This window comes from Lentzea guizhouensis (genome assembly GCF_001701025.1).
Classification (GTDB): domain Bacteria; phylum Actinomycetota; class Actinomycetes; order Mycobacteriales; family Pseudonocardiaceae; genus Lentzea; species Lentzea guizhouensis.
Genome location: NZ_CP016793.1, coordinates 2,118,135 through 2,137,932, shown reverse-complemented (window position 1 = coordinate 2,137,932; position 19,798 = coordinate 2,118,135). Strand labels below are relative to the sequence as shown.

The following is a 19,798-nucleotide window of genomic DNA, read 5'->3' as shown; positions in this document are numbered from 1 at the left end:
TCTTGCGCGACTAATCGCGTAATAAGAAAAGGCCCGCGAATGGGGGTTCGCAGGCCTTCCCTGTCCTCGTGAAACTCGTGTCACCAAATCCCAGAGGCACGCGTGTCATCCTGCCGGACTACCCGCGTGCCGTCGAGCCCCTGGGGGTTCCGGTCAGCCGTTCTCGCGGGTCTTGTTGTCCCGCAACCGCTTCAGCGCCTTGAGCACCGCCTTGCGCACCACGAGGGTGCTCTCGATGCGAGCCAACTCGCACTCCGTCAGCATCCACGCCCAGCTGACGGCGTAGCCGACCATCGTCACGGAGAACCGGTTGTGTTCCCGGCAGTAGGCCAGCATGTCGCGGGTCAGCAGGTCCATCACGACCTCGGCGGTGGTGGCCAGCCTCACAAGGATGCCGTCACCGCCGAGCTTTCCGATGAGCCCCAACACGTTCACGGTGTAGCGGTCGCGCTCCAGCTGTGCGCGCAGCATCTTCGCGCGCTCGGTCATCGTGCCGCGCACACCCGCGCCGTAGCCGGTGATCGCGGCTGCCTGCTCGGCCCAGGTCTGCTGCGCCTCGACGCTGTGGAACAACCCACACGCACACGTCGGCCGGGACTCTCGGCTCACCCGCATGTAAATGATCTTGTCAGTCAACGACTTTCCCCTTGTACGTCAACACATCGGTGATCGGAAAGGGCTCGGCGGCGGCCAGTCACGGCCGCCGCCGAGCGGGTCTACTGCCAGGTGACGACGCGCCAGAGCGCTTCGACCTCGGGCAGGTGCCGGTGCGGGGTGATGCGCTCGACCCAGTCCAGGAGTTCGGCGCGGCCCGCGTCGGTGAGGTGGTAGGCGACCAGTACGGCGTCGCCCTCGCCCACGGGCGGGGCCACCAGGCCGCGCCTGATCGCCCGGTCGCGAGCGTCCGGCTCTGTCGCGGTGTCCAGCAGCCACGGCCAGGTGAAGCCGGTCATCAGCCTCCACAGCACGTGGCGTACCGGGAGGTCGTCGGCCAGCTCCAGGAAGGCCTGGGAGTCGCGGGTGATCGGGCCGGGGCTCTCGGGCAACAGGTCCCGGATGAGCGCGTGCCGCGCGACGTTGCCCCGCATCGACGGGATGCCGGTCGAGGCAGGAGGCGGCGGCGGAGTTGAGGTCGGGGTGACCTCCGGGTTGCCCGTCACCACGCCGTCACCGCCTCGTAGAGCGCCTTGCATGCCGGGTCGACCCCGGCGTGGTCGGCCACGATCCGGAACCAGCGAGTGAGCGCCACGCGGCCGGAATCGGTGAGCTGGTAAGGCAAACCGGCCGTGATCGGCGCGGCCACCCATCCCCGGCTCATCGCCTGCATGACGCTGTCCATGCTGGACATCAGCATCAGCTCGGCCGGGCGGCCGTCACCCCGGGCGATCAGGTACGCCACCCGGTAGATGGCCTGTTCCTTCTCCAGCGCGGCCACGGCGGCGGCGCGTTCGGCGGCGGTCGGCTTCCTCACCATCCCGTCACGTCCCGCCACAGCTGCTGGAAACGCTCGTCCCGCAGGTGCGGGCTGATGGTGTTCTTCCAGTCCCACCAGACCGCGAGGCCCTCGTTGGTCAGGATCACTCGGCGGTCACCGGCAATCCAGCCACGCTCACGGGCGTGGTAGAGCGCCATCGGGTCGGTGCGCTCCCGCAGCATGTCGGTACCCAGGTCCAGGTACAGCAGGCACAGCACGTTCATCACGTCCGCGTCCAGGCTCAACGCCTTGTGCAGCTCGTCGAGCTGCCCGGCGGTGCGGGCCAGCGCGAACCGGTAGCGTTCGCCCGCCTCGGCGGCAGACACCGCGTCCAGCGGTGGAGTACCCTCGGTCACGTCAGGCGTCCTCTCGGAGATTGCTTTCGGTTGATCCGGGTGGGCACCCGACCGCCGCCCTGGGGCTGTCTCACCAGCCGCCAGGGCTTTTCCATGCGATCGTGTGCCCGGCTTTGAGAATCGGGTCCGGGATGCCGGTCAGGACATCCCGGACACCAGGGCTGCTAGCCCCTCAGAATGGGACCGAATTCCCTGCAGAATGAGCAAGAGATGTAGCCGGGCTGCATGGTGACACCGGAGTGCTTCCAGTGCTGTGAGGCAGTCGGGTCCAAGATGGTCACCTGGGCCAGGTGAAAGCGCTGATCGCGCGTGTTCACCAGGTCTATCCAGTTGAATTCCTCGACCGTGAAGGCGTATTCCGTCATCTTTGCCTGCATATCGAACTCACTGGGCTCGGTGAGGAACAGGTCTGCCACCACCAGGGCCAGGTGGTTGCCTGCGGCAAACCAGATGCTGTGCCGGTGGCTGCTGTACCTGTGGTCCAGGTGGTCCAGGATGCTGATGCACAGCTGCCCCATGTAGTCCACTGAGGCGGTCGGGAAGCACTGGGCACCAAACCTCCGGGAGTCGGAGTCACTGCCCCTCAACTGCACGGCGGTACTCGGGTAAAGGCGGGACATTAGCCCACTTTCCTTTCGGTTCTCTGTTGATCTGGTGTCTCACCACCGGATCAACACTTACCCCTGAATCATGGCCTTTCTGGCATTGGTGGGCAAGTAAAAGGAACGTGGCCAGAGAACTATTTTTAGGGCTTTCTCGTGCACATTTCTGACCTGCGGAAATGTGTCAGCGTATTCAAAAGAAATTTCGCCGATGACCACGTGCTGAGAAGCTGTTTCGTTGCGGGCGGGCGTGGTCCGGAGGGCAGTTCGGCGGCCCCTGTCGAGGGCATCTCGACGGCGGGCGAGGGCGATCGCGGCGGCCGGCGTGACCCCGCCATACGAGGCGCGGCGGGATGGCTCGGATTCGCCGGGTTGCGGGTGCGGGCGGCGGCATCGCGCTCGGCGCGCTGGGGAATGGTCGCGCCGTGCTGCGGTGTGCCGCCGCCCGCGGCGAAGACCTCGGCGGGGGACGGGCGCCGATGCCTTCGCGGACAAGGGAAGTCGGTGAAAACGACGATGCCCGCCGCACCGGGGGGAGGCGCGACGGGCATCGGTCTGGGGGAATCTGGGCACACGAGTCCCAGTGCTGACCATTATGCAGACTGAAACGACTGAAGGTCAACTACGAAACATCGTCATCGTGAGTGATCCCGGTCACGGCAAGAGTTTCGTGGGTGAGCTGCTGCTGGGCCATCGTGTTGAGCTGGATCCAGACGTCCAGGGGCCAGCGCAGGCCGCAGGCGGCGCACACGGCGTCGGCCTGGTCGGGGTCGATGTAGAGGGCGGGGCGGCGGACGTGGTCGTTCTGGTCGTCTGACCACACCTGCACCACATCGACGCCACACGTGGGGCATGCCTTGCCGCGCAACGGGAAACGCGGTTCGGGGTCGACCACCAGGCGGGCCTGCTGGACCCACCGCGTGGCCTGCTCGGCGGCCCACAGCACGTAGTCGGCGGCGTCGATCTGCCAGTGGTCGGCGTGCGCGACCCAGGCGCGCAGTTGCTCGTTCAGCGTCGACCACGACGTGTGGCCGTGCGTGCGGCAGCAGCCGCGGACCGCGGCGCGGATCTCGGCCAGCAGTGCCAGCGCGCCGAGACTGGCCGGAGGCCGGGAGCCGAGCAGGGTCTTGCCGGAGGTCTTCGTGCCGCTGGGCAACACGGCCTCCTCGACCTGGCGCAGCAGCGGAAGGACCTCGGCGGTCTCGGTGCTGCCGTCCTCGCGGTGGACCCTGTGCTGGCCGGGCTGCACGAGCTGGTCCACGGCGGCTTCCCAGGCAAGCCGGGCGTTGGCGGCCTCGCCCCACGTCGGGGCCTTGTGGACAACGTGTGGATCAGTGTGGACAACCTCATCGGCGACGAATCGGTGTGCGGAGGTCATGCGGAAGCTCCTTGCGTGGCGGTGCCGGACGCGGCAGCGCCGGACGAAGTCGAGTCGGTGCGCGTGGCCTCGGCGGCCCGCAGGCGGGACGGGTGCATCCGGGTGTCCCGGTCGCGGATCTCTTGCTGGCGCTTGCGGTTGCGGGTCATGGGGCTGCATGGGACTCCGGCCAGCGCCCTGCAGAACGGGCACGGCACCGAACGGGCGAGCGTGTGCTTCTCGTGCCCGCCCCAGCCCATCGCCGCGTAGACCTTGCCGACGCCGCGCGCGCCCGCCGCCTGGTCGGCGGCCCGGTCGCGTGGCAGGCGGACGCGCCGAGCTCGGCGCGGCCGTCCCGGCCGGCCTGGACCGCCAGCGTGATCAGCCGGGCGACCTCGGCGGCCGTGGCGCGCTGGACCCGGCCCGGTGCCATCGAGCTCAACGCGGCGTGGCACTCGCCGACGCTCCGGCCGCGTAGCTCGCGTAGCCAGTCGGTGATCACGTCCTCGGGTGCGGTGTCGTCGGCGGTGATCCGGTAGTGCGCCAACAGCGCCCGCATGGCGCTGCGGTTGAGCTGCTGGGTTCCGTGCTCGCTCACGCCGCAGCCCCCGTCAGCACGTCGTCCGCGCTGTCGTGTGCGGTCTCATCGGCGGGGTTCTCGGCGGCGGTCAGATCGAGTCCCACGGCCTGGTGCAGGGCGCGTTGCAGGATCGCGTCCAGCGTCGCGGCATCGGCGTGGCCGGGCAGCTCGGCGCGCACCGCCAGCCCGATCGGGCTCGTGTCGTCCTCGGCGATCGCGTCGGCGCGGATCGCTTCCCAGTTCGCCGCCGTCTCTTGCTCACGCCGACGTACTGCGGTGGACTTGCCCGTGGTGTGAGCGCGCATCATCTCGCCGACCAGCTCGGGCAGGAACGACACCGGAAGCTGCTTTCCCGCCCACAGCCGCAGGCCTGCCGCGATCGCCGCGGGCTCGATCTCCTCGCGCAGTAAACCGATCACGTGACCGCGCAACCCGTCGAGGACCTGGCGGGGCTGCCGGGGGCAGTGGGTGGATACCAGCCTCTCGGCTTCACGGCGGCGCAGCTGCCGCACCGAAGACGCCTCGAGTTCGCGATCCACGCCGGCGAGGGCGGAGACCTCGGCGGAAATCCCGGCGTGAGGAGCGGCCTCGCGTGTAGGCGCGGGCGTGTCCGCGCTCGTGTGCGTGGGCGCAGGCGCGGGAACACCCACTTGAGTTTTAACCAGCGTAAGAGGGACTACTCCAAGCTCCATCTCCCTACTCCCTTCTCCCCTGCCTCGCGGCGAAGGGTTCGCGGAAGGGTCCGGCGAGGGGTTCCCGGAAGGGTTCGGGGAAGGGTTCACCGCAGGTGCGGGCACAGGCTCGAACGGCTCGGCGGGCGCGGCCTGCTGAACCTGGACGACGTCCACGGGCGGTGCGAGAGCGGTGCGGGTCGAGCCGCGAACGGACATGGCGGCCTTCACCGACGCGGGCAGCTCGCGGGCCCCTGCCTCCAGCTCGATCGCCGCGACGGCCGGGGCCGGGCCGGTGATCTCGGCGGGCAGGCGGCGCAGCTCGGCGGCCAGCGCACGGCGCAGCAGCGGCGAGGTGATCTCGAACGCCGAGCGCAGCGCGGCCCGCAGGACGTTGGGCTGCTTGTAGAGCTGGTCGTTGCGGATGAACGAGCGGATCAGCAGTTCGTCGGTGTCCTGGTCGACCACCACGAACCGGGCGGCGTCCAGTTCGGCCAGCGCGGCCCGGATGGTGTCGGGTTCCTGGTCCGGGTGCGCCTTGCTCCAGCGCTTCACCGACACGGTTAGTTCACCGGAGTACTCCAGTTTGCGCTGCATGCACAGCTGGACATAGACGAGCTTGGCGAGCGCGGACAGGCCGATGAAGTCATCGTCGTCCCACATGGACAGGTAAAAGCGAGCGTGGTCGCGTGCCACGGAAACGTTCCCCCATAACAAGGTTCATGGTGTGCGGTCAGCACGAGATGGCCGCGCGACGGTGCGCGGCAACGAAGGACACAGCGTCAGGCGGCGGGCTGCTCGGCGGTGGTGCGTGTCTGGAGCAGCGCGGGCGCGGCGAGGTTGAGCGCGTAGAGCGCCATCAACTTGCCGGTGTTGCGGCCGTGTTTGTCCGTGGACCGCACGTAGCGGCCGGTGTGCACCAGGACGTCCAGCGTCAGCATCCGGCGCACGGTCACGCCGATCATCTGCGGCGCGACCCAGGCCGGGATTCTTGTGCGCCAACGGTTCGATGTCGTCTCACGGAACGGGTCGGCCAGCGCATCGTCTACGACGACCGCCACCACGGCACACACGGCGGCACGGTTACGCGGCTCCGCCACCAGTAAGGCGGCGATCTGCTCCACGGTCGTGCCGTAGTCCAGCGGCAAGCCGATCAGGTGCGAGGCGATCTCGGCGGCGAGGTCACCCAGCACGGCCGGGGCGTCCCCACGGGGAGCCCGACCAGTCCCCCGGGACCGGTCGGGCTTCCTGCGGGCGCTCATGCGGCGGGCAGCAGCCTGAACTTGCGTACCGGCACGATGTCCTCGCACTCCCGCGCCACGTCCGGGAACCTCTCCTGGACGGTCTTCACGAGGGTGATCACGCGGGACTCGTTGGTCCACTCGACCACGGCCAACCCGTTGACCGTGCCCGTCACCTGGTTGCCCAGGCGCTTCTTCAATCGTGAGCGCAGCTCGTCCTTGAGCGCGCTGTGCCTCTTGATGGACTCCTCGATGATCCGCAGCAGCTCGACATCGTGCGCCAGGTCGTCCAGCGCAACCGAGCCGTCAACGGCGGTGGTGGTGCTCTCGGTGTTCGTCATCGCGTGGGCCGCCCTCCCCGGCGGCCAGCAAAACGTGTGCGGTTCTGGTCAGCGACATCCCCCGCCGGACACCCGCAGGCATCCGGCGCGGCCTCTCCAGGCGATCCAGCGAGCCAGCAGAGCCAACGTGTTCCGAATCGGTCTTCGCGCAGCGCAAATCCCGCGCATGCCACCCCCAGTGATCAGACGCTCCATCACCCGCTTGGGTGAGTATCAACGTGACGTTCTGTCATCTACTGTGATCACACTCTGCGTGGGTGTCAAGTTTCTATGCGGAATCTGTGCAAGGTGTCGCGTATTTTCACTCAGTGAAAAAGTCCATGGAACGTCCGACTCCAGTCGGTCGCGCACGTGTGACCACATGAGGGAAAATCCATGCCGAACGGGGCCGAATGATCACCACGCAGGCCCACGCACGACGGACGCCACCAGCAGTAACGCGAACTGGCGTTCAAGGGGGACGTATGACGAACGAACCAGCCGAGGCCGCCACCGAAGCGGCCGGCGAGCAACCGGAACGGCGGTCGGCGGTCCTCGCGATGGTCAACGCCGCACTCGCCAAGCTCACCGCCGAAAGACGTCAACGGCAGCCCAGCGCCGCAGACCTCACCATCGCCGAGCTCGAACGCCAGCTCGGCCACCCCAAGGGGGCATTGGCCAGCCCGCTCAAGCCCGTGAACCGATCGCGCGTTCCCCGCCTGGCGACCATCCAGACCATGGCCACCGCGCTCAACATCGACGCCGCCGACCTCGGCCAAGCCTTCATGACCGACTTCATCGGCGACGGCGACGAGAAGACCATCCACCAGCAGCGCGCCGCCGACATCATCGGCGAACTACCACCGGCCCTACAGCGACTCGCCCTCCGCCAACTCGAAGCCCTCGCCGAACACAGCCGCGGCTGCGAGCGCGCCCACGATGCCGCCTTTCTCGCCAAGGACGCTGACGGCTCCTCCGCCTGAGCGCCTACGGGTAATCACGTAGGCGTCCGTGCCACCCCGTAGAGCGTCCGTAGCTACCCCGTAGTCGATCCCTTATGTCGCAAATCTCGTTCGGATTCCTGCTCGCATGGGTGGCGCTACGCCCCTATGGCAAGGTTGAGTAGTTGTTCAAGAAACGAGACGACAGCACTCGTGCCGCCGCACGCCCTGGGGAGGGAGCACGGCGGTCCAGCGCAGCAACGCCCAGCGCCACAAGCGCTACCTGGGGGGCGTTCGCGGAGAGGACACCGTGAACAGACAGACCGATGACAACGATGACGACGACTTCGTCACCGTCGAAGACGACCAAACCGTCGACGTCGCGCTCGACCGCGCAACCGACGGCGCCGTCGCCGTTCGCTTCCGGCCCGGCGTCATCCTCACGCCCAAACTGGCCGCACTCATCAGCCGTGCACACCGAGACAGCAAGACCCTCGACATCTGCCGACCTCGCAAAGAGGATGAGCAGCCGCCGGACGCCTGATCGGATCGGCCCCGCAGTAGACGATCTTGCTGACCCAAACGGGTTACTTCGACGCTACGGCCTTGCGTCGTCCACTGCCGTTCGCCAGGATCCCTCCCTGGGTGAGCGCACGGGGAAGGAATGGCCATGTCGGCCGGTACTTGGACCCCGAGCGGGTCTGTCAGCAACGAGAAGTACGAGACGCCTTCGATCATCGAGGCGGGCGGTGTCGTCGACCTGACCAACGGCGGCGGCAGGGAAGACACCGCCGACATGCGGAAGTACTACTACTGATCGACGATCGTCGTGTGGTGGTTGGCGGGTCCCGCCGACCGTAGCTCTCACCACATCGCAGCGGTAGAAGGTTCAGACTGGTCTGTTGCGGACGCTGCATGGTTGCGGCTGTCGCACGGCCAGTCTGGCCCTGCCGATCAAGTTCGTCGGGCTGATGCGCCCAACTGCCAACTGACCGTGCTTGGCTTCAGCGGCGTGACCGACGCCGAACTGACCAGCGTGGCGCGTCGGGTGGGCAAAGGCGAACTTGATGCACTGTCAGGTGTAGGTGGTAGCTGCGTAACAATCGCAGTGGGACCAGATGATGCGTTTGTGATCGGCGATCTCGCCGGTCAGCGTGTGGTGTTCTACACGCGTGCCGCCGATGGCGGTTTGTTGCTTGGATCGCAAGCTAGTCAGCTCGCAGCTTCAACAGGAAGAGCCGTTGCGGCCGACTGGCTCGCGGCGTACCTGACCGTGCCGCAGGCTTCCGATATGTGGTGGACAGGTTCGCCTTGGCGAGAGGTCCACGCCCTACGGCCAGGATGGATACTCGCGGTGTCACGCCGCGGCGAAGTTGATACCTGGCCACTCGCTCGTTTTGACGAGCCGAACTCTGACCTGACCGCAGCCGGCGCGGTTCTGGCCACGGCGCTTCGTCATGCCGTCGCGGGGCGGGTGGGTGCTGCTGCGCGCGCAACTGCCGATCTCAGTGGAGGTCTTGACTCCTCGACACTCGCTGTACTGGCTGCTGGCATGACATCCCGTGAGCTTTCAGCGGTCACGCTGGAGGCTGTAGGCGTCGAAGACTCCGAGTTGGCAACGAGCGTTGCAGAAGCCCTGCCCGGCTTGAAGCACCTTCGATGGTCCATTCCGGACCGCGTGCTGCCGTATTCAGGATTGGACAGCGTGTCGGTACCGGACGAGCCCACCGCTTTCGCGGGGTCCTCCTCAAGGTCCGCATGGTGGCTACGCCGGATCGCAGAGTTGAAGTCAGATATCCACCTGAGTGGGGACGGCGGCGATTCTGTTTTGACGGCGCCTCCCTCCTACCTGGGCGATCTCGGATCGAGTTCCATCCGCCAGCTGTGGAGTCATGCTCTCGGTTGGGCGAAGCTGCGCAATCTGCCGTCGCATTCGCTGGTGAGAGCCGGGTTGGCTCTACGTAGCACGAGCTATGCGGATGCGCTCCGCACGCTTGCCGTTCAGATGGTGACAGGTGAAGCAGCTCCGCGGGGTTGGGCCACGTTGGTGAACTGGCTGGGCTACAGCAAGATGACCGACTGGCTCACGGTTGAAGCGCGGGCGCTCGTCGCGTCCAAGCTGCACGAGCACGCAGCCTCTGCTCGCGGTCCTCTCGTGCCGGGCACGTTCGGCATCGGTGATTCCGCGAGCTGGCTTTCGCTGATCGGCTTCGGACGCGGTCAGAGGTTGCACGCCGACATGGCGGCCGAGTTCGGCGTGAACCACCATGCGCCCTACTTGGACGACGAGATAGTTCGCGCCTGCTGGTCGGTCGCGGCCTGGGTCAGGACGACACCCGAGCGGGCGAAACCGCTTCTGACGGAAGCTGTAGAGGGTGTTGTTCCGGCATCATTAACGAGTCGCAACACCAAGGGGGATTACTCAGGGCTGGTGTACCGGGGGCTGAAACGCAACTCTGACTTTCTGTACGACTTGTTCACCAACTCTCAACTGGCTTCCTGTGGGCTAGTCGACGATCAAGCTGTTCGCTGGACGATCGACACCGCAGCCGCTGGGCTTCCGATTCCGCTTGGCGCGTTCGACGAGCTCGTTAGCGCTGAGCTCTGGTTGCGCGCACAGCACACTGGTTCAGCAAGTCAGCCGCGTCCAAAGGGGGAACGTTTTGCGAGTACTCGTTGAACCTGGCGTATCGCACACCCTTCTCGATGACGGCGGCATCGTTGTTCTGTCCGAGCGCACAGGAAAAATACACCTCGGCAACTCCACGTCCGCCGCAATGTGGTCAGCGATCCTTGACCACGATGGTGACCTCGAAAGCGCGGTCACGGCAGTCGTGGGGTTCTACGGTGTCGAACCCGCAAGGGTGAGGACTGACCTTGAACACCTCGTCACCTCGCTCAACCAGGCGCGTCTCGTCAGGACCGAGCCATGAGCATGCCGATGGCCACCGGTGTGTCCGAGCGATCATCCTTGCTCGGCACGCTCATCGGCGCATGCGTCACGCTTATCGTGGGGCTTGCCGTCCGAGGTCTCCCATTCGTTCGGGTAACCGCAGCGGCCAAATGGTGCTCCGCTAGAGCGATACGGGCCGCTAGCGAGAGACAGATAAGCCGCGCGTTCGGCTGGATCGACTCCGGCAGTCGACTGATCCCCTTCCGCGTTGCGTGTCTTGAACGCTCTCTTGCAGCCCTGTTGTTGCTCTCGTTCAGCCGCTGCGGGGTGATCTGGTGCATGGGGGTTCGAGGCCTCCCATTTACCTCGCATGCCTGGATCAGCGATCTGGATGGGCGTCCCCTTGGGGAGGCCGAGTCAGTCACTGATTACCGCATCATGCTTGAAATTTCACCGCTTATAGAACTGGATCGGAGAAGCACGTGAGCGACATCGTCACGGCAGCCGCAGAAGCCGTGGACTACGACAGCTGGGTTCGGACGAACGACGGGGGCAAGATTCCTCAGAGTTCGGCCGATGATCGGATTCGAAGCATGCTTGAAATGCTGGACCTGGAACCCGGCTTGAGCGTGCTTGAGATCGGTACTGGTTCGGGCTACTCAGGCGCACTGCTCAGCGCGGCTGTCGGTGCGGATGGGCATGTCGTCTCGATCGACATCGACTCGGACCTTGTCGCGCGAGCAAGCGCACTGCACAGGCAGGCGTACAACACCAACATCGAGGTGCACGCGGCCGACGGTTTCGGGGGGTGGGCGTCAGCTGCGCCATTCGACCGAATCGTTGCATGGACGACGCCCGACGTCCTTCCTGAGCCTTGGATCAAGCAGGCCTCGGCTGGAGCGGTGGTCCTTACGCCCGTCAAGCTCGCAGATGTCGCGTCGGCCAACGCATTGGTGCGTTGCATCGTCGGCGACAACTTCGAGAACAGCGAGCTTCATCCTGGCAGCTTTATCGAGATGGCGCCGGACGTGATCACAGAACTCGGGTTGCCGGTTCGCTACGTCAACGCTTCTCGTCTCGTGGAGGATGCGCCCCCGTGGTGGATCAGCGCGCACATGCTTCACGAACAGCCGCGTGATGTTGCAGACAAGCTGCTGGACAAGGTTCGGGAGGCCGCGCCGCAAGCGGACTTCCTGCCGGTCGACACGGCGACGAGGCTTGCTTTCAACGCGTTCGTCCTTGCCCGGACGAACTGGCCGGCGAGCCTGGGCGGTCCGATTGGCTGGGGCATCGGCGTTGCTACCTCGGACAGCATCGCTGTGGTCCTGCCGGACGGCGCTGGACTGACGGCGGGAACCTCTGAGGCGTTCGATCTGCTCGCCGAGCTGGTGGATGAATGGCACGAGTTCGGCGAGCCGCGGTATGACCGTCTCGAACCGACGTTCACGCCGTGCGCAGATGGTTGGCAGGTTCGTCCGAAGGTGCGTCCCGCTACCGCCTGACCCGAACAGGACATGCTGAAACGGCGGGACCAGATCGTGTGACCTGGTCCCGCCGTTCCCCCTCATCAGGTGCGGCGGATTTGGGTGAGCGCACATATGGATGTGTGCTGCCGCAGCCCGGAGGCTCTTTGGGGTCGTGCCGACTACTCGGTTGCGTGTCGCCCTTGGACGGGCATTAGCGCGGCCATCACGTCTGCAAGGTGACCGGACGTCCCCCCGAGGCGTTGAGGAGGCGAGTACGGCGCGTCCACGTTGAACTGGTCGAGCACTCGGCTCCACGAAGCCGATTCGTCGTGCCACCACACCTGCACGACATCGAGGTAGCCGCCGCGAAGGAACCTCGTCAGGTGCATTCCGACCACGTGCCCGTGCTGATCGACGAGCGGAAGCCGTCTGAACCCGCCCTGGTGCAGATGCTCGACCATCTGTGTGCTGTCCATCGGTGATCTCCCGTGCGATTGGTCGGGCCGGGGCCTGCGCCGCTCCGTTGCAGACGCCGGTCCCGGCCCGCATGCACCCGGTGCTGTCGGGGGGAAACGACCGGGTGAGTTAGGGGAAGTGAGTTGTGACCCTCCAGGTCAGCGTCGAAGCGCCTGGAGAACACAGGATGTGACGGCCGCCCAAAGAGGAAGTGGGCTTTGTGAGGGCTCCACGACCCACTTAAACGCGTGCCCGTTACAGGCAGGGCTTGGTGGGAGAGGGACGCGGGCACCCGCACCGAAATGTTCAACGCCATGACGGGCCAGCGCTTTCATGGCCTCGTTGGCGTGGCGCATGTGACGCGGTGAGCAGAAGAACGCCCACGACGACCTTCCGACGCCCTTGATCTCCATCACTGGCGCGGTCAGGCCGTGGAGCTTGAGCAGGTGATCTACCTCGCCCGCGAGCCCCATCGGCATCGCCAGGATGTCAACGGCACCGCCGCACTCCAGTACGAGCTCGTCGCTAAGGCAGTCGACGGGCCAGCCGTGAGCTTCGGCGTACTGGCTCGCAGCCAGAGCGAGATCGCGAGAGAGTGGGGAGCGAGCCGCAGGAGCGCCGCACCTCGACTGCGGCTCGCTCAACCCAGGAGCGACCGGCACCGAGCAGGAGAGGGTGCGCGAGGTCGCAGTGAACACGGACGACAAGGACGTGCCCTGGAGACGTGAGCGGGATGCGAATTCCCCCTTGACCAGCACAAACGTCTCCCTTCCTTACCGACCGTGCGAATGCGGTCACTGGAAGCGATCTTGTCGGCGAACTCGTGCACGAAGTGACAACGAAGTGACAAGGCCCTTACGGAGGGTGGGAGACGGGCTGGTCGGGTGGCATCGTTGAGGCAGGAGCTAGGAGGTCCACCGTGAATGACGACATGACCGGCGTGGGCAAGCGTGTGGCCGACGGACGCAAGTTCGCCGGCTGGAGCCAACAGGAGCTCGCCCGCCGCACCAACTTCTCCGTCAGCCTGATTCGCAAGGTCGAACAGGGCCGGACACCAGCCTCACCGGCGTTCGTGTCGGCATGTGCTCGCACCCTCAACGTCGGTGTTGCTGATCTGCTCGAACTGCCCTACCCGCGACTTAACCGGGAAGAGCACCGAGTGCACGGGGCCATCCCAGTCATTCGACGTGAACTCGCCGCCTACAACATCGGGCCGGATGAGGACGTGCTGATCCGCAGTCTCGATGAACTCGCGCTGGCAGTTGACCAGGCATCACAGCTCCGGCATGCCGTGAACCTGGACAGGCTCGGTGCCGAGATTCCAGGCCTGCTCCAGGAGTTGCGCGCGGCGACGTACAACCTTGAGGGCTCCCCGAAGGAACGTGCTTTCGGACTGCTCGCCGAGGCCTACAACGCGGCGTCCCAGTTCGCGTACAAGCTTGGATACATCGACCTGGCCTCACTCGCGGTCGATCGCTATGAGTGGGCGGCCGAACGCTCCGGTGACGAATTGGCGGTCTTGGTCGGCGACTACCAGCGCGCGGGCGAAATGATCTGCGCCGCTGACTGGAGTTCGGCACTCAGGCTGCTCGAACGCAGCCGGTCGCGGATCGAAGGCCGGATCGGTGGCGACGATCTTCCGACCATCGCGACTTGGGGAAACCTGCATCTCAAGTCTGGACTCGCCGCTGCACGATCCGGTCAGAGCGAACTTGCGTATGACCACCTCGCCCAGGCCCAAGAAGCGGCAACGCGCATGGGTGTGGATCGCGACGACTACCGACTCTGCTTCGGCCCGACAAACGTAGGCATCTGGTCGGTCGGCTTGGCCGTCGAGTTGCTCGACGGCACCGAGGCCATCAAGCGGGCGGAGCGCATCGTTCTCCCGGGAAACGCGCCAAAGGAACGCGTGGGGCATCACTACATCGACTTGGCCCGTGGGTTGCTGATCCACGGTGATCGGCGCAAGGCCTTCGCCTCGCTCTCGAAAGCCAGGGAAGTCGCTCCCACTCAGACCCGCTATCACCCGATGGTTCACGAGACGTTGCGCGTCTTGGTCCGCGACGAACACCGTCGAACCGACACGCTTTCAGGTTTTGCGCGTTGGGCCGGTGTGAACCTCTGACGACCGCCACAGGGGGGAGAGATGGGAACCAAGTCGAAGGGCGGCGTCTTGCTGCCTGTCATCGTGCTAGCGGTCGGAGTGGCAATTGTCGCGCCGGACTTTGCCTCTGACATCGCATCCGACATCGGCGACGGGGTCGCTGGCGTGTTCGAGGGCGGAGGCGTTGAGCTTGTCGGCGATGGTGAGGCCCAATTCATGGTCGCTGCGTCGGCTTCGTCGCAGGTGCGAAGATGTACGCCTGAGCAGAGCTTGTCGCAGGAGGCGTGCGACAAGCTGAAGTTCGTGATCTTCGATGCTCGTCGAATGCCGTTCATCACCCGCAACATCTCGACGGCGTGGCAGGTCGGTAAGCCCGGCGTGCTGACGAAGGACTCCGCGGCGGAACCTGGCAACCGCAAGGTCGTGTGCCTGAGAAGCTTCCCCCGGAACTACGGCGGGCAGTGCGACGAGTTCCCCTTCGCGAGCACTCGCGAAGGCGGAGCGGGGGCTCAAGAGATGGAGGTCCCTCCCAGGGAGAACGCCTGCCAAGGCGGCACGCTGTCGGCGAAGTATGGTGCTGGTGGCATCCGCGACGGGGATAGCTTCCTAGTCGTGATCACCCATCCTGGCGACATCGCTCAAGGCCCGTATGCGGGCGTGGACATCGGGAAGGACGTGTCCTGCGGATGACTCGGCCCACCACGACGCTCGACCTGGAAGTGGAGTTCAACCACAGCCAGGTCTACATCTACTCCGTGGCTCCATGGGAAACCGATCCCGAGGGACACAACGCCGTGCTCCGTGCCTTGGACGACGCGCACAAGACTGACCGGTTTGTAGGTGTCTCGGATGGGCTGATCGACTTCGTTACGGCCGCCGAGTGGAACTTCAGCGCACCGATGCGGGTAGAGACGTGGGAGACCGATCCACCTGCGGACGGTGAGAACTGGGATCACGTTGTTGACGTCGATCTCGACGTGCCGAACGGTCGGCTGATGTTCGAGGGCTCCGGCGGGCGTCCACCGATTCCGTGCGAGGTCCCATCGGGTCAGTACCGGGCCAGGTTGTCAGGACGGGGCTATGAGGAGGCCAAGGAGGGAGCCGAAGGGCTCGACTCATACCGGCTACAGCTCTGGCCACGTGACCAGGACACGCCCCCGGTCTTGTTGAAGCGGTGGCCTGGGTTTGAAGCCTGGGGTTAGTCGGTCGGGCTTCCCGGAGGCCGGAGGTCGCCGTCCTCCGGCCTCGGGAGCCCTCAACGGGTAGTGGTGCGGGGCCCAACGGGCTTTATGGCCAGCTCAGGCCCCTGAGCTGCTACAACAGAGTTCTCATGCTGTGTAGTCAGGTCCACGCAATAGGTGGCGAGTGCTCGTGAAGAGCACTCGCCATTTTGCGTTCCGCGTGCCTTTTGGGGGCTTGCCCCCAAACCCCAGCCGGGGGCAAGCCCCCGGCCCCCCGTAGGTTGCCCAGTGGGTCGGGGTTCTCGTGCTGTGGTCTCAGCTCCACGTAACGGAAGAGCCGGTGGTCATCGCGACCACCGGCTCTTTTCGTTCACCGTCCTCTGTGGATGCGCTTTGTTGATGGGCCTTCTGGGTGACGTGGGTAACACCGCCTGGGTGGGGTCGCGATGTGACGGCCATGACCGTGATCTGGCAGCAGGTGCCGAAGAACGCTCGCGTCGTGGTGTCCGCGGCCGCGATCCTGTTGACCGTCGTGGGTTGTGGGCAGGAGCCTGACCTGTCGGCGAGTTCCTCGACCGTGAGCAGTGCGACGACAACGACCACGACCACCACTACCACCACGACGACTCCGCCGCCGGTGACGGTGACGTCCGTTGTGGACGGCCGTACCGTGGAGTTGTCCAGCGGTGCCAAGCTGCAGGTCCTCGGCCTGGCCGCGCCCGGTGAGTGCTGGGCGGCGTCGGCGGTGGAGTTCGCGACGGAGACGTTGGTGGGCAAGACGGTCTCGGTCGCGGGCTCGCGGTTGCTGCTGGCCGACGGCCGCGACTACTCGGTGCTCGCGGTGAGCAAGGGCGTCGCCAGGGCGGTGGCCGGTGCGGACGCGGCCATCGAGGCGGCCCAGACGACCGCGAAGCAGGCAGCGCTCGGGTTCTGGGGCCCGTCGTGCGGTGGTCTGGACGTGAAGCCGGCGCCGCCGCCCGTCGCGCCCCAGCCGGTGGTTCCGCAACCCGTTGTGCCGCAACCGGTCGTGCCGAAGCCGGTCGTGCCCAAGCCGGAACCCGCGCCCGCGCCTCCTCCCGCCGCGTACTACGCGAACTGCTCCGCGGCCAAAGCTGCCGGTGCGGCACCGCTCTACCGCGGGCAGCCCGGCTACCGCGCCGCGCTCGACCGGGACAACGACGGAGTGGCGTGCGAATAAATCCGCTCGGTTCGCGCGCCACACGCCGTAGCTTGTGCGCGTGAGAATCTATGGGGGATTGAAAGCGGTATTCGTCGTGGCGGCAGCGCTTGCCGTCGTCAGTTGTTCGTCGGGCACGCACTCTGCGGGTACCACGCAGGAGAAGCCGTTCGACGTCACCGGGTTCGGCAAGCTGAAGCCCGGCATGTCGAAGCAGGAGGCGCTCGCCACCGGTGAGCTCGCCGCCACCGGCGCCGGCAAGACCGGTACCTGTGAGGACTTCCGGTACCAGGGTGCGCCCGCACCGGACCCGAAGCAGCTCGCCGAGGACGAGGCAGTCGAGCAGCAGTACCAGGCAGCGCAGAAGGCGGCGGACGAGGCGGAAGCCGCGGCGGGACCGGCACCGGGCCCGAACGCGGGTGCCGCCGCGATCGCCCACGCCGCGAAGCTCGCCGCGTCGGCCGAGGCGGCGAGCAAGGTCGCCCAGCTGGCCGCCGACTCCACGAGCCGCGCCGCGAAGCGGGCCGAGGCGCTCAACACCCACGGCGGGGTGCGGTTCGCGGGTGACCGGATCCGGATCATCGTGCCGCCGCAGGGGGCGCAGACCACCAAGAAGATCGGCAAAGACGCCACGGTCGAGCAGTTCAAGGCTGCTCACCCGGAGGCGAAGGAGGTCGACGCGAAGACCTACGACGTCGCCGTTCCCGACCAGCCCGGCTACGTGCTGAGCTTCCGGTTCACCGACGGCAAGCTCGGGTCGTTCCTGCTGTTCACTCACGACCTCGAGTGCGAATGAGCTGAGGGCCGCCCGTGCGTAATGCGGGCGGCCTCTCCGTCTATATACCGGCCGTAGTCCCCACCTCGGAAAGGCCGTGCCCGTGAGTGACACGCCGCAGGACAAGGTCACCGTCATCCCACCGGATGTCCTTGCCCAGATGAAGTCGTTCCCGCTGCACGGCGACGAACGGCTGCAGAACAAGTTGCTGTGGAAGTCCCCGAACGGCGACACCATCGTCGGCCTGATCCAGATGGCACCCGGTGCGCGGGACGGGGGGCACAGCCACCCGTCGGCGACGCAGCACACGTGGGTGATCGACGGCAAGGTCAGCATCGGTGGCCTGGAGGCGACGGCCGGGTCGTACGCGTTCGTGCCGCCGGGGGCCGACCACGAGACGGTGGCGGGCGACGAGCCGGTGACGATGTTCTACATCTACCAGCCGTTCGCGCCGGAGCACGACCACGACCACGGCGACCACTGACGGTGTCTGCGGTGCTGATCACCTGGATCCCCAGCTGATCAGCACCAAGTGTCAGTCCTAGTCCGCGCTCCTGCCACGGATGGCTCGCCCTGCCTTCGTTTCGGGCTTTGTGAGCGCCTGCACGGCCTTGGTGATCGACTCTTTTCCTGAGCCTGCGGACATGGCGATGACGTTGTTCTCGTTCACCACCACCTTGCCACCGATTCCGTTCCATGCCTCGGAAACCGTCCAATTGACCTCTCGAAGAACCCTTCGTGCCTCCTCGATGGCGGCTTTGTCATCGTGGTAGAACGCGCCACCCAGACTGGCCAGCGCCACTCGTACGGCAATCGTCCTGATCACCCTCGATTTGTCCGCAAGGACCTCCGGGCCTTCTTTGAAGTGTGTGAAGATCTCGCGGAACCACGTGACGCCGGCGTAGTGGAGTCGTTCGAAGTCCACACCGTCCCAGGAGTCGCCGCGCTTGTTCTTGACGAACGCCTGATACGCACCGATCACGATCGACTTCACCATCTGCTCGGCATGAGTCAGTAGGATCAACTGTCCCAGCTCGCGATGGGCCGTCGTCAGCTGCCGACCGGTTGTCGCGTACTTGATACCGAGCTCCTCGAAGATCGCCTTCGTGGCGGTGATCCACTTGTTGCGCGGGTCGATGTTGGCCCTGGTGATGGTGTCGACCTTGGTGCCCTCACAGTTCAGGTCGACGAACATCTTCGCTGCATGGTCCGTCGGGATCCCGTGGTAGACCTCCACGGTCACCGGGCGGTTCAGCAGCTTGTCCTTGAGTGCAGAAGGCACCTTGGGATCCGCGTTGATGAGGACACCTGCCAGATGCCGACACTCTCCGTCGGCCAGCGCGCCACGGCCTGCATGTTGGAACTCGTAGGTGGCCCAGGGGCTGAGCAATCCCTCCACGGAGACATTCGCCTCTTGTTCCAAGAGGCGCTCCGGCCAGAACGAGACGAAGCCCGGAAGCACTCCGAAGGCTTCCTCCGGGCTGACAGCGAACTGTTGGAGCAGATAGTCGCGAAGCGACCCCTTGGTGTTCACCAGCTTGGAGGTCGGGGTTTTCACCGGTACCACCACGGACTTTCCGCCAATGCTGCGTTTTTCGATGCCGTCGCGAAGGAACGGTCGCTGCATCCGACTGCGGATTGGAGCGAGCTCGGCCACCCGCGGGTCAACGCTCTTATCCTCTTGCATGTCTCGCATTGCGTCCTCGAGAACCAGTCCAGAGACGTGGTTCTCCAGGACCCAGCTGAACGGGACGACCGTGGTGAAGTGGAACTCGCTCCGGCGAATGCCGGTGATCTTCTTGGGGATGAACATCGCGCTGTACCTCTCGTGTGCTGACCCACGGTCCGTGTGCGAAACACCGTACTCGTACGCGCGCGCTCGAGAGCATGGGTACCTGCTCTCGAGTACGGGCTCCGTGATAGGTTCTCGCGCACTGTTGACCATGGAACGCATCCAATGGTCGTTGGTCGGCGGTACACCGGGACCCTCTGGCTGCAGATGGAAACGGCCCTCTTCGGTCTCTGAATGCCTAGAGATCGAGGAGGGCCGTTGACGGTCTCCGCCCAGATGTCCTCTGGCTGGCGCTGCCCGCTGAGACTTGGACGGCCTTGCGCGGGCGCGCCTCAAATGGAACACGAATGAACGGAGACCGCCGATGAGACTACGTCTGCCCAAGAAGCGCGCCAAGCTGAGCGTGCAGGCT

Annotated in this window: 26 protein-coding genes; 13 read left to right on the top strand and 13 right to left on the bottom strand. The window is 65.8% G+C overall.

From position 1 onward, the window contains the following. Positions 1–153: 153 nt before the first annotated feature. The 11 genes from BBK82_RS10675 to BBK82_RS10630 form a co-directional block, all read right to left on the bottom strand. Entirely contained in the window at positions 154–636 is a 483-nt protein-coding gene (locus tag BBK82_RS10675) for a hypothetical protein (protein WP_154697239.1), read from the bottom strand. A gap of 80 nt (positions 637–716) precedes the next feature. Beyond that, entirely contained in the window at positions 717–1,163 is a 447-nt protein-coding gene (locus tag BBK82_RS10670; protein ID WP_065914863.1) for a hypothetical protein, read from the bottom strand. Continuing rightward, positions 1,157–1,474: a hypothetical protein gene (locus tag BBK82_RS10665; protein ID WP_065914862.1), complete on the bottom strand. Its 318-nt coding sequence runs from the start codon at positions 1,472–1,474 to the stop codon at positions 1,157–1,159. Before BBK82_RS10665 ends, BBK82_RS10670 begins: the two co-directional genes overlap by 7 nt. Continuing rightward, positions 1,468–1,830, bottom strand: coding sequence for a hypothetical protein (locus BBK82_RS10660; RefSeq protein WP_065914861.1), 363 nt, complete (start codon positions 1,828–1,830; stop codon positions 1,468–1,470). Before BBK82_RS10660 ends, BBK82_RS10665 begins: the two co-directional genes overlap by 7 nt. Positions 1,831–1,994: 164 nt before the next feature. Continuing rightward, positions 1,995–2,348 carry a hypothetical protein gene (locus BBK82_RS10655; RefSeq protein ID WP_154697238.1) on the bottom strand — a complete coding sequence of 118 codons (354 nt, stop codon included), beginning with the start codon at positions 2,346–2,348 and terminating at the stop codon, positions 1,995–1,997. A gap of 706 nt (positions 2,349–3,054) precedes the next feature. Continuing rightward, positions 3,055–3,810 (bottom strand): DUF7341 domain-containing protein, encoded by a 756-nt coding sequence (locus BBK82_RS10650; RefSeq protein WP_065914859.1) that lies wholly within the window; start codon positions 3,808–3,810, stop codon positions 3,055–3,057. Then, positions 3,807–3,959, bottom strand: coding sequence for a hypothetical protein (locus tag BBK82_RS50105; protein WP_154697237.1), 153 nt, complete (start codon positions 3,957–3,959; stop codon positions 3,807–3,809). Before BBK82_RS50105 ends, BBK82_RS10650 begins: the two co-directional genes overlap by 4 nt. Further along, positions 3,956–4,387, bottom strand: coding sequence for a hypothetical protein (locus BBK82_RS50100; RefSeq protein WP_154697236.1), 432 nt, complete (start codon positions 4,385–4,387; stop codon positions 3,956–3,958). Before BBK82_RS50100 ends, BBK82_RS50105 begins: the two co-directional genes overlap by 4 nt. Next, a complete protein-coding gene (locus BBK82_RS10640) occupies positions 4,384–5,736 on the bottom strand; it encodes a hypothetical protein (protein WP_154697235.1) in 1,353 nt (450 codons plus the stop codon). The genes BBK82_RS50100 and BBK82_RS10640 overlap by 4 nt, the downstream gene beginning before the upstream one ends. A gap of 86 nt (positions 5,737–5,822) precedes the next feature. After that, positions 5,823–6,233 carry a hypothetical protein gene (locus tag BBK82_RS10635; RefSeq protein ID WP_065914856.1) on the bottom strand — a complete coding sequence of 137 codons (411 nt, stop codon included), beginning with the start codon at positions 6,231–6,233 and terminating at the stop codon, positions 5,823–5,825. Positions 6,234–6,298: 65 nt separating this feature from the next. Continuing rightward, a complete protein-coding gene (locus BBK82_RS10630) occupies positions 6,299–6,622 on the bottom strand; it encodes a hypothetical protein (protein ID WP_065914855.1) in 324 nt (107 codons plus the stop codon). A gap of 464 nt (positions 6,623–7,086) precedes the next feature. Here BBK82_RS10630 and BBK82_RS10625 point away from each other — a divergent pair, with 464 nt between their 5' ends. The 7 genes from BBK82_RS10625 to BBK82_RS10615 all read left to right on the top strand — a co-directional run bounded on the left by BBK82_RS10625 (position 7,087) and on the right by BBK82_RS10615 (position 11,937). Beyond that, on the top strand, positions 7,087–7,584 hold the full coding sequence (locus tag BBK82_RS10625; RefSeq protein ID WP_065914854.1) for a hypothetical protein: 498 nt from the start codon (positions 7,087–7,089) through the stop codon (positions 7,582–7,584). A gap of 268 nt (positions 7,585–7,852) precedes the next feature. After that, the gene (locus BBK82_RS10620) at positions 7,853–8,086 is read left to right on the top strand and encodes a hypothetical protein (protein ID WP_065914853.1); all 234 of its coding nucleotides are present in this window, start codon (positions 7,853–7,855) and stop codon (positions 8,084–8,086) included. Between the two features lie 126 nt (positions 8,087–8,212). Further along, a complete protein-coding gene (locus BBK82_RS50095; RefSeq protein ID WP_170067897.1) occupies positions 8,213–8,359 on the top strand; it encodes a lasso RiPP family leader peptide-containing protein in 147 nt (48 codons plus the stop codon). A 102-nt stretch (positions 8,360–8,461) separates the two neighbouring features. After that, a complete protein-coding gene (locus BBK82_RS47405) occupies positions 8,462–10,222 on the top strand; it encodes an albusnodin/ikarugamycin family macrolactam cyclase (RefSeq protein ID WP_170067896.1) in 1,761 nt (586 codons plus the stop codon). Positions 10,223–10,319: 97 nt separating this feature from the next. Further along, positions 10,320–10,475 (top strand): hypothetical protein, encoded by a 156-nt coding sequence (locus tag BBK82_RS56700; protein ID WP_418287506.1) that lies wholly within the window; start codon positions 10,320–10,322, stop codon positions 10,473–10,475. Further along, complete coding sequence (locus BBK82_RS56695) at positions 10,472–10,921, top strand: lasso peptide biosynthesis B2 protein (RefSeq protein ID WP_071812567.1); 450 nt, start codon at positions 10,472–10,474, stop codon at positions 10,919–10,921. Before BBK82_RS56700 ends, BBK82_RS56695 begins: the two co-directional genes overlap by 4 nt. Next, complete coding sequence (locus tag BBK82_RS10615; protein ID WP_071812566.1) at positions 10,918–11,937, top strand: methyltransferase domain-containing protein; 1,020 nt, start codon at positions 10,918–10,920, stop codon at positions 11,935–11,937. Before BBK82_RS56695 ends, BBK82_RS10615 begins: the two co-directional genes overlap by 4 nt. Positions 11,938–12,080: 143 nt before the next feature. Here BBK82_RS10615 and BBK82_RS10610 read toward each other — a convergent pair whose 3' ends face one another. Beyond that, positions 12,081–12,377: a CBS domain-containing protein gene (locus BBK82_RS10610; RefSeq protein WP_065914851.1), complete on the bottom strand. Its 297-nt coding sequence runs from the start codon at positions 12,375–12,377 to the stop codon at positions 12,081–12,083. A gap of 899 nt (positions 12,378–13,276) precedes the next feature. On the opposite strand from BBK82_RS10610, the gene BBK82_RS10605 reads away from it, so the two are divergent. The 6 genes from BBK82_RS10605 to BBK82_RS10580 all read left to right on the top strand — a co-directional run bounded on the left by BBK82_RS10605 (position 13,277) and on the right by BBK82_RS10580 (position 18,078). After that, on the top strand, positions 13,277–14,482 hold the full coding sequence (locus BBK82_RS10605) for a helix-turn-helix domain-containing protein (protein WP_237048121.1): 1,206 nt from the start codon (positions 13,277–13,279) through the stop codon (positions 14,480–14,482). 21 nt (positions 14,483–14,503) lie between these two features. After that, entirely contained in the window at positions 14,504–15,151 is a 648-nt protein-coding gene (locus BBK82_RS10600) for a NucA/NucB deoxyribonuclease domain-containing protein (protein ID WP_065914849.1), read from the top strand. Next, complete coding sequence (locus tag BBK82_RS10595) at positions 15,148–15,663, top strand: hypothetical protein (protein WP_065914848.1); 516 nt, start codon at positions 15,148–15,150, stop codon at positions 15,661–15,663. The genes BBK82_RS10600 and BBK82_RS10595 overlap by 4 nt, the downstream gene beginning before the upstream one ends. A gap of 436 nt (positions 15,664–16,099) precedes the next feature. Next, positions 16,100–16,840, top strand: a complete 741-nt coding sequence (locus BBK82_RS10590; protein WP_065914847.1) for an excalibur calcium-binding domain-containing protein — start codon at positions 16,100–16,102, stop codon at positions 16,838–16,840. Positions 16,841–16,916: 76 nt separating this feature from the next. Then, positions 16,917–17,615 (top strand): hypothetical protein, encoded by a 699-nt coding sequence (locus BBK82_RS10585; RefSeq protein WP_065914846.1) that lies wholly within the window; start codon positions 16,917–16,919, stop codon positions 17,613–17,615. An 82-nt stretch (positions 17,616–17,697) separates the two neighbouring features. Next, positions 17,698–18,078 carry a cupin domain-containing protein gene (locus BBK82_RS10580; protein ID WP_154697232.1) on the top strand — a complete coding sequence of 127 codons (381 nt, stop codon included), beginning with the start codon at positions 17,698–17,700 and terminating at the stop codon, positions 18,076–18,078. Positions 18,079–18,135: 57 nt separating this feature from the next. Here the strand turns inward: BBK82_RS10580 and BBK82_RS10575 are convergent, their stop codons facing one another. Continuing rightward, positions 18,136–19,407, bottom strand: coding sequence for a ParB N-terminal domain-containing protein (locus tag BBK82_RS10575; RefSeq protein ID WP_065914844.1), 1,272 nt, complete (start codon positions 19,405–19,407; stop codon positions 18,136–18,138). Positions 19,408–19,798: the final 391 nt, after the last annotated feature.

Excerpts from the sequence above, each read along its gene's own strand:
- BBK82_RS56695 (WP_071812567.1), top strand. The coding sequence starts at position 10,472 with ATGAGCATGCCGATGGCCACCGGTGTGTCCGAGCGATCATCCTTGCTC.
- BBK82_RS50095 (WP_170067897.1), top strand. The coding sequence starts at position 8,213 with ATGTCGGCCGGTACTTGGACCCCGAGCGGGTCTGTCAGCAACGAGAAG.
- BBK82_RS10655 (WP_154697238.1), bottom strand. The coding sequence starts at position 2,348 with ATGGGGCAGCTGTGCATCAGCATCCTGGACCACCTGGACCACAGGTAC.
- BBK82_RS10665 (WP_065914862.1), bottom strand. The coding sequence starts at position 1,474 with ATGGTGAGGAAGCCGACCGCCGCCGAACGCGCCGCCGCCGTGGCCGCG.
- BBK82_RS10590 (WP_065914847.1), top strand. The coding sequence starts at position 16,100 with ATGACCGTGATCTGGCAGCAGGTGCCGAAGAACGCTCGCGTCGTGGTG.
- BBK82_RS10595 (WP_065914848.1), top strand. The coding sequence starts at position 15,148 with ATGACTCGGCCCACCACGACGCTCGACCTGGAAGTGGAGTTCAACCAC.
- BBK82_RS10650 (WP_065914859.1), bottom strand. The coding sequence starts at position 3,810 with ATGACCTCCGCACACCGATTCGTCGCCGATGAGGTTGTCCACACTGAT.
- BBK82_RS10625 (WP_065914854.1), top strand. The coding sequence starts at position 7,087 with ATGACGAACGAACCAGCCGAGGCCGCCACCGAAGCGGCCGGCGAGCAA.
- BBK82_RS10630 (WP_065914855.1), bottom strand. The coding sequence starts at position 6,622 with ATGACGAACACCGAGAGCACCACCACCGCCGTTGACGGCTCGGTTGCG.
- BBK82_RS56700 (WP_418287506.1), top strand. The coding sequence starts at position 10,320 with ATGTGGTCAGCGATCCTTGACCACGATGGTGACCTCGAAAGCGCGGTC.
- BBK82_RS10600 (WP_065914849.1), top strand. The coding sequence starts at position 14,504 with ATGGGAACCAAGTCGAAGGGCGGCGTCTTGCTGCCTGTCATCGTGCTA.
- BBK82_RS50105 (WP_154697237.1), bottom strand. The coding sequence starts at position 3,959 with ATGACCCGCAACCGCAAGCGCCAGCAAGAGATCCGCGACCGGGACACC.
- BBK82_RS10610 (WP_065914851.1), bottom strand. The coding sequence starts at position 12,377 with ATGGACAGCACACAGATGGTCGAGCATCTGCACCAGGGCGGGTTCAGA.
- BBK82_RS10575 (WP_065914844.1), bottom strand. The coding sequence starts at position 19,407 with ATGTTCATCCCCAAGAAGATCACCGGCATTCGCCGGAGCGAGTTCCAC.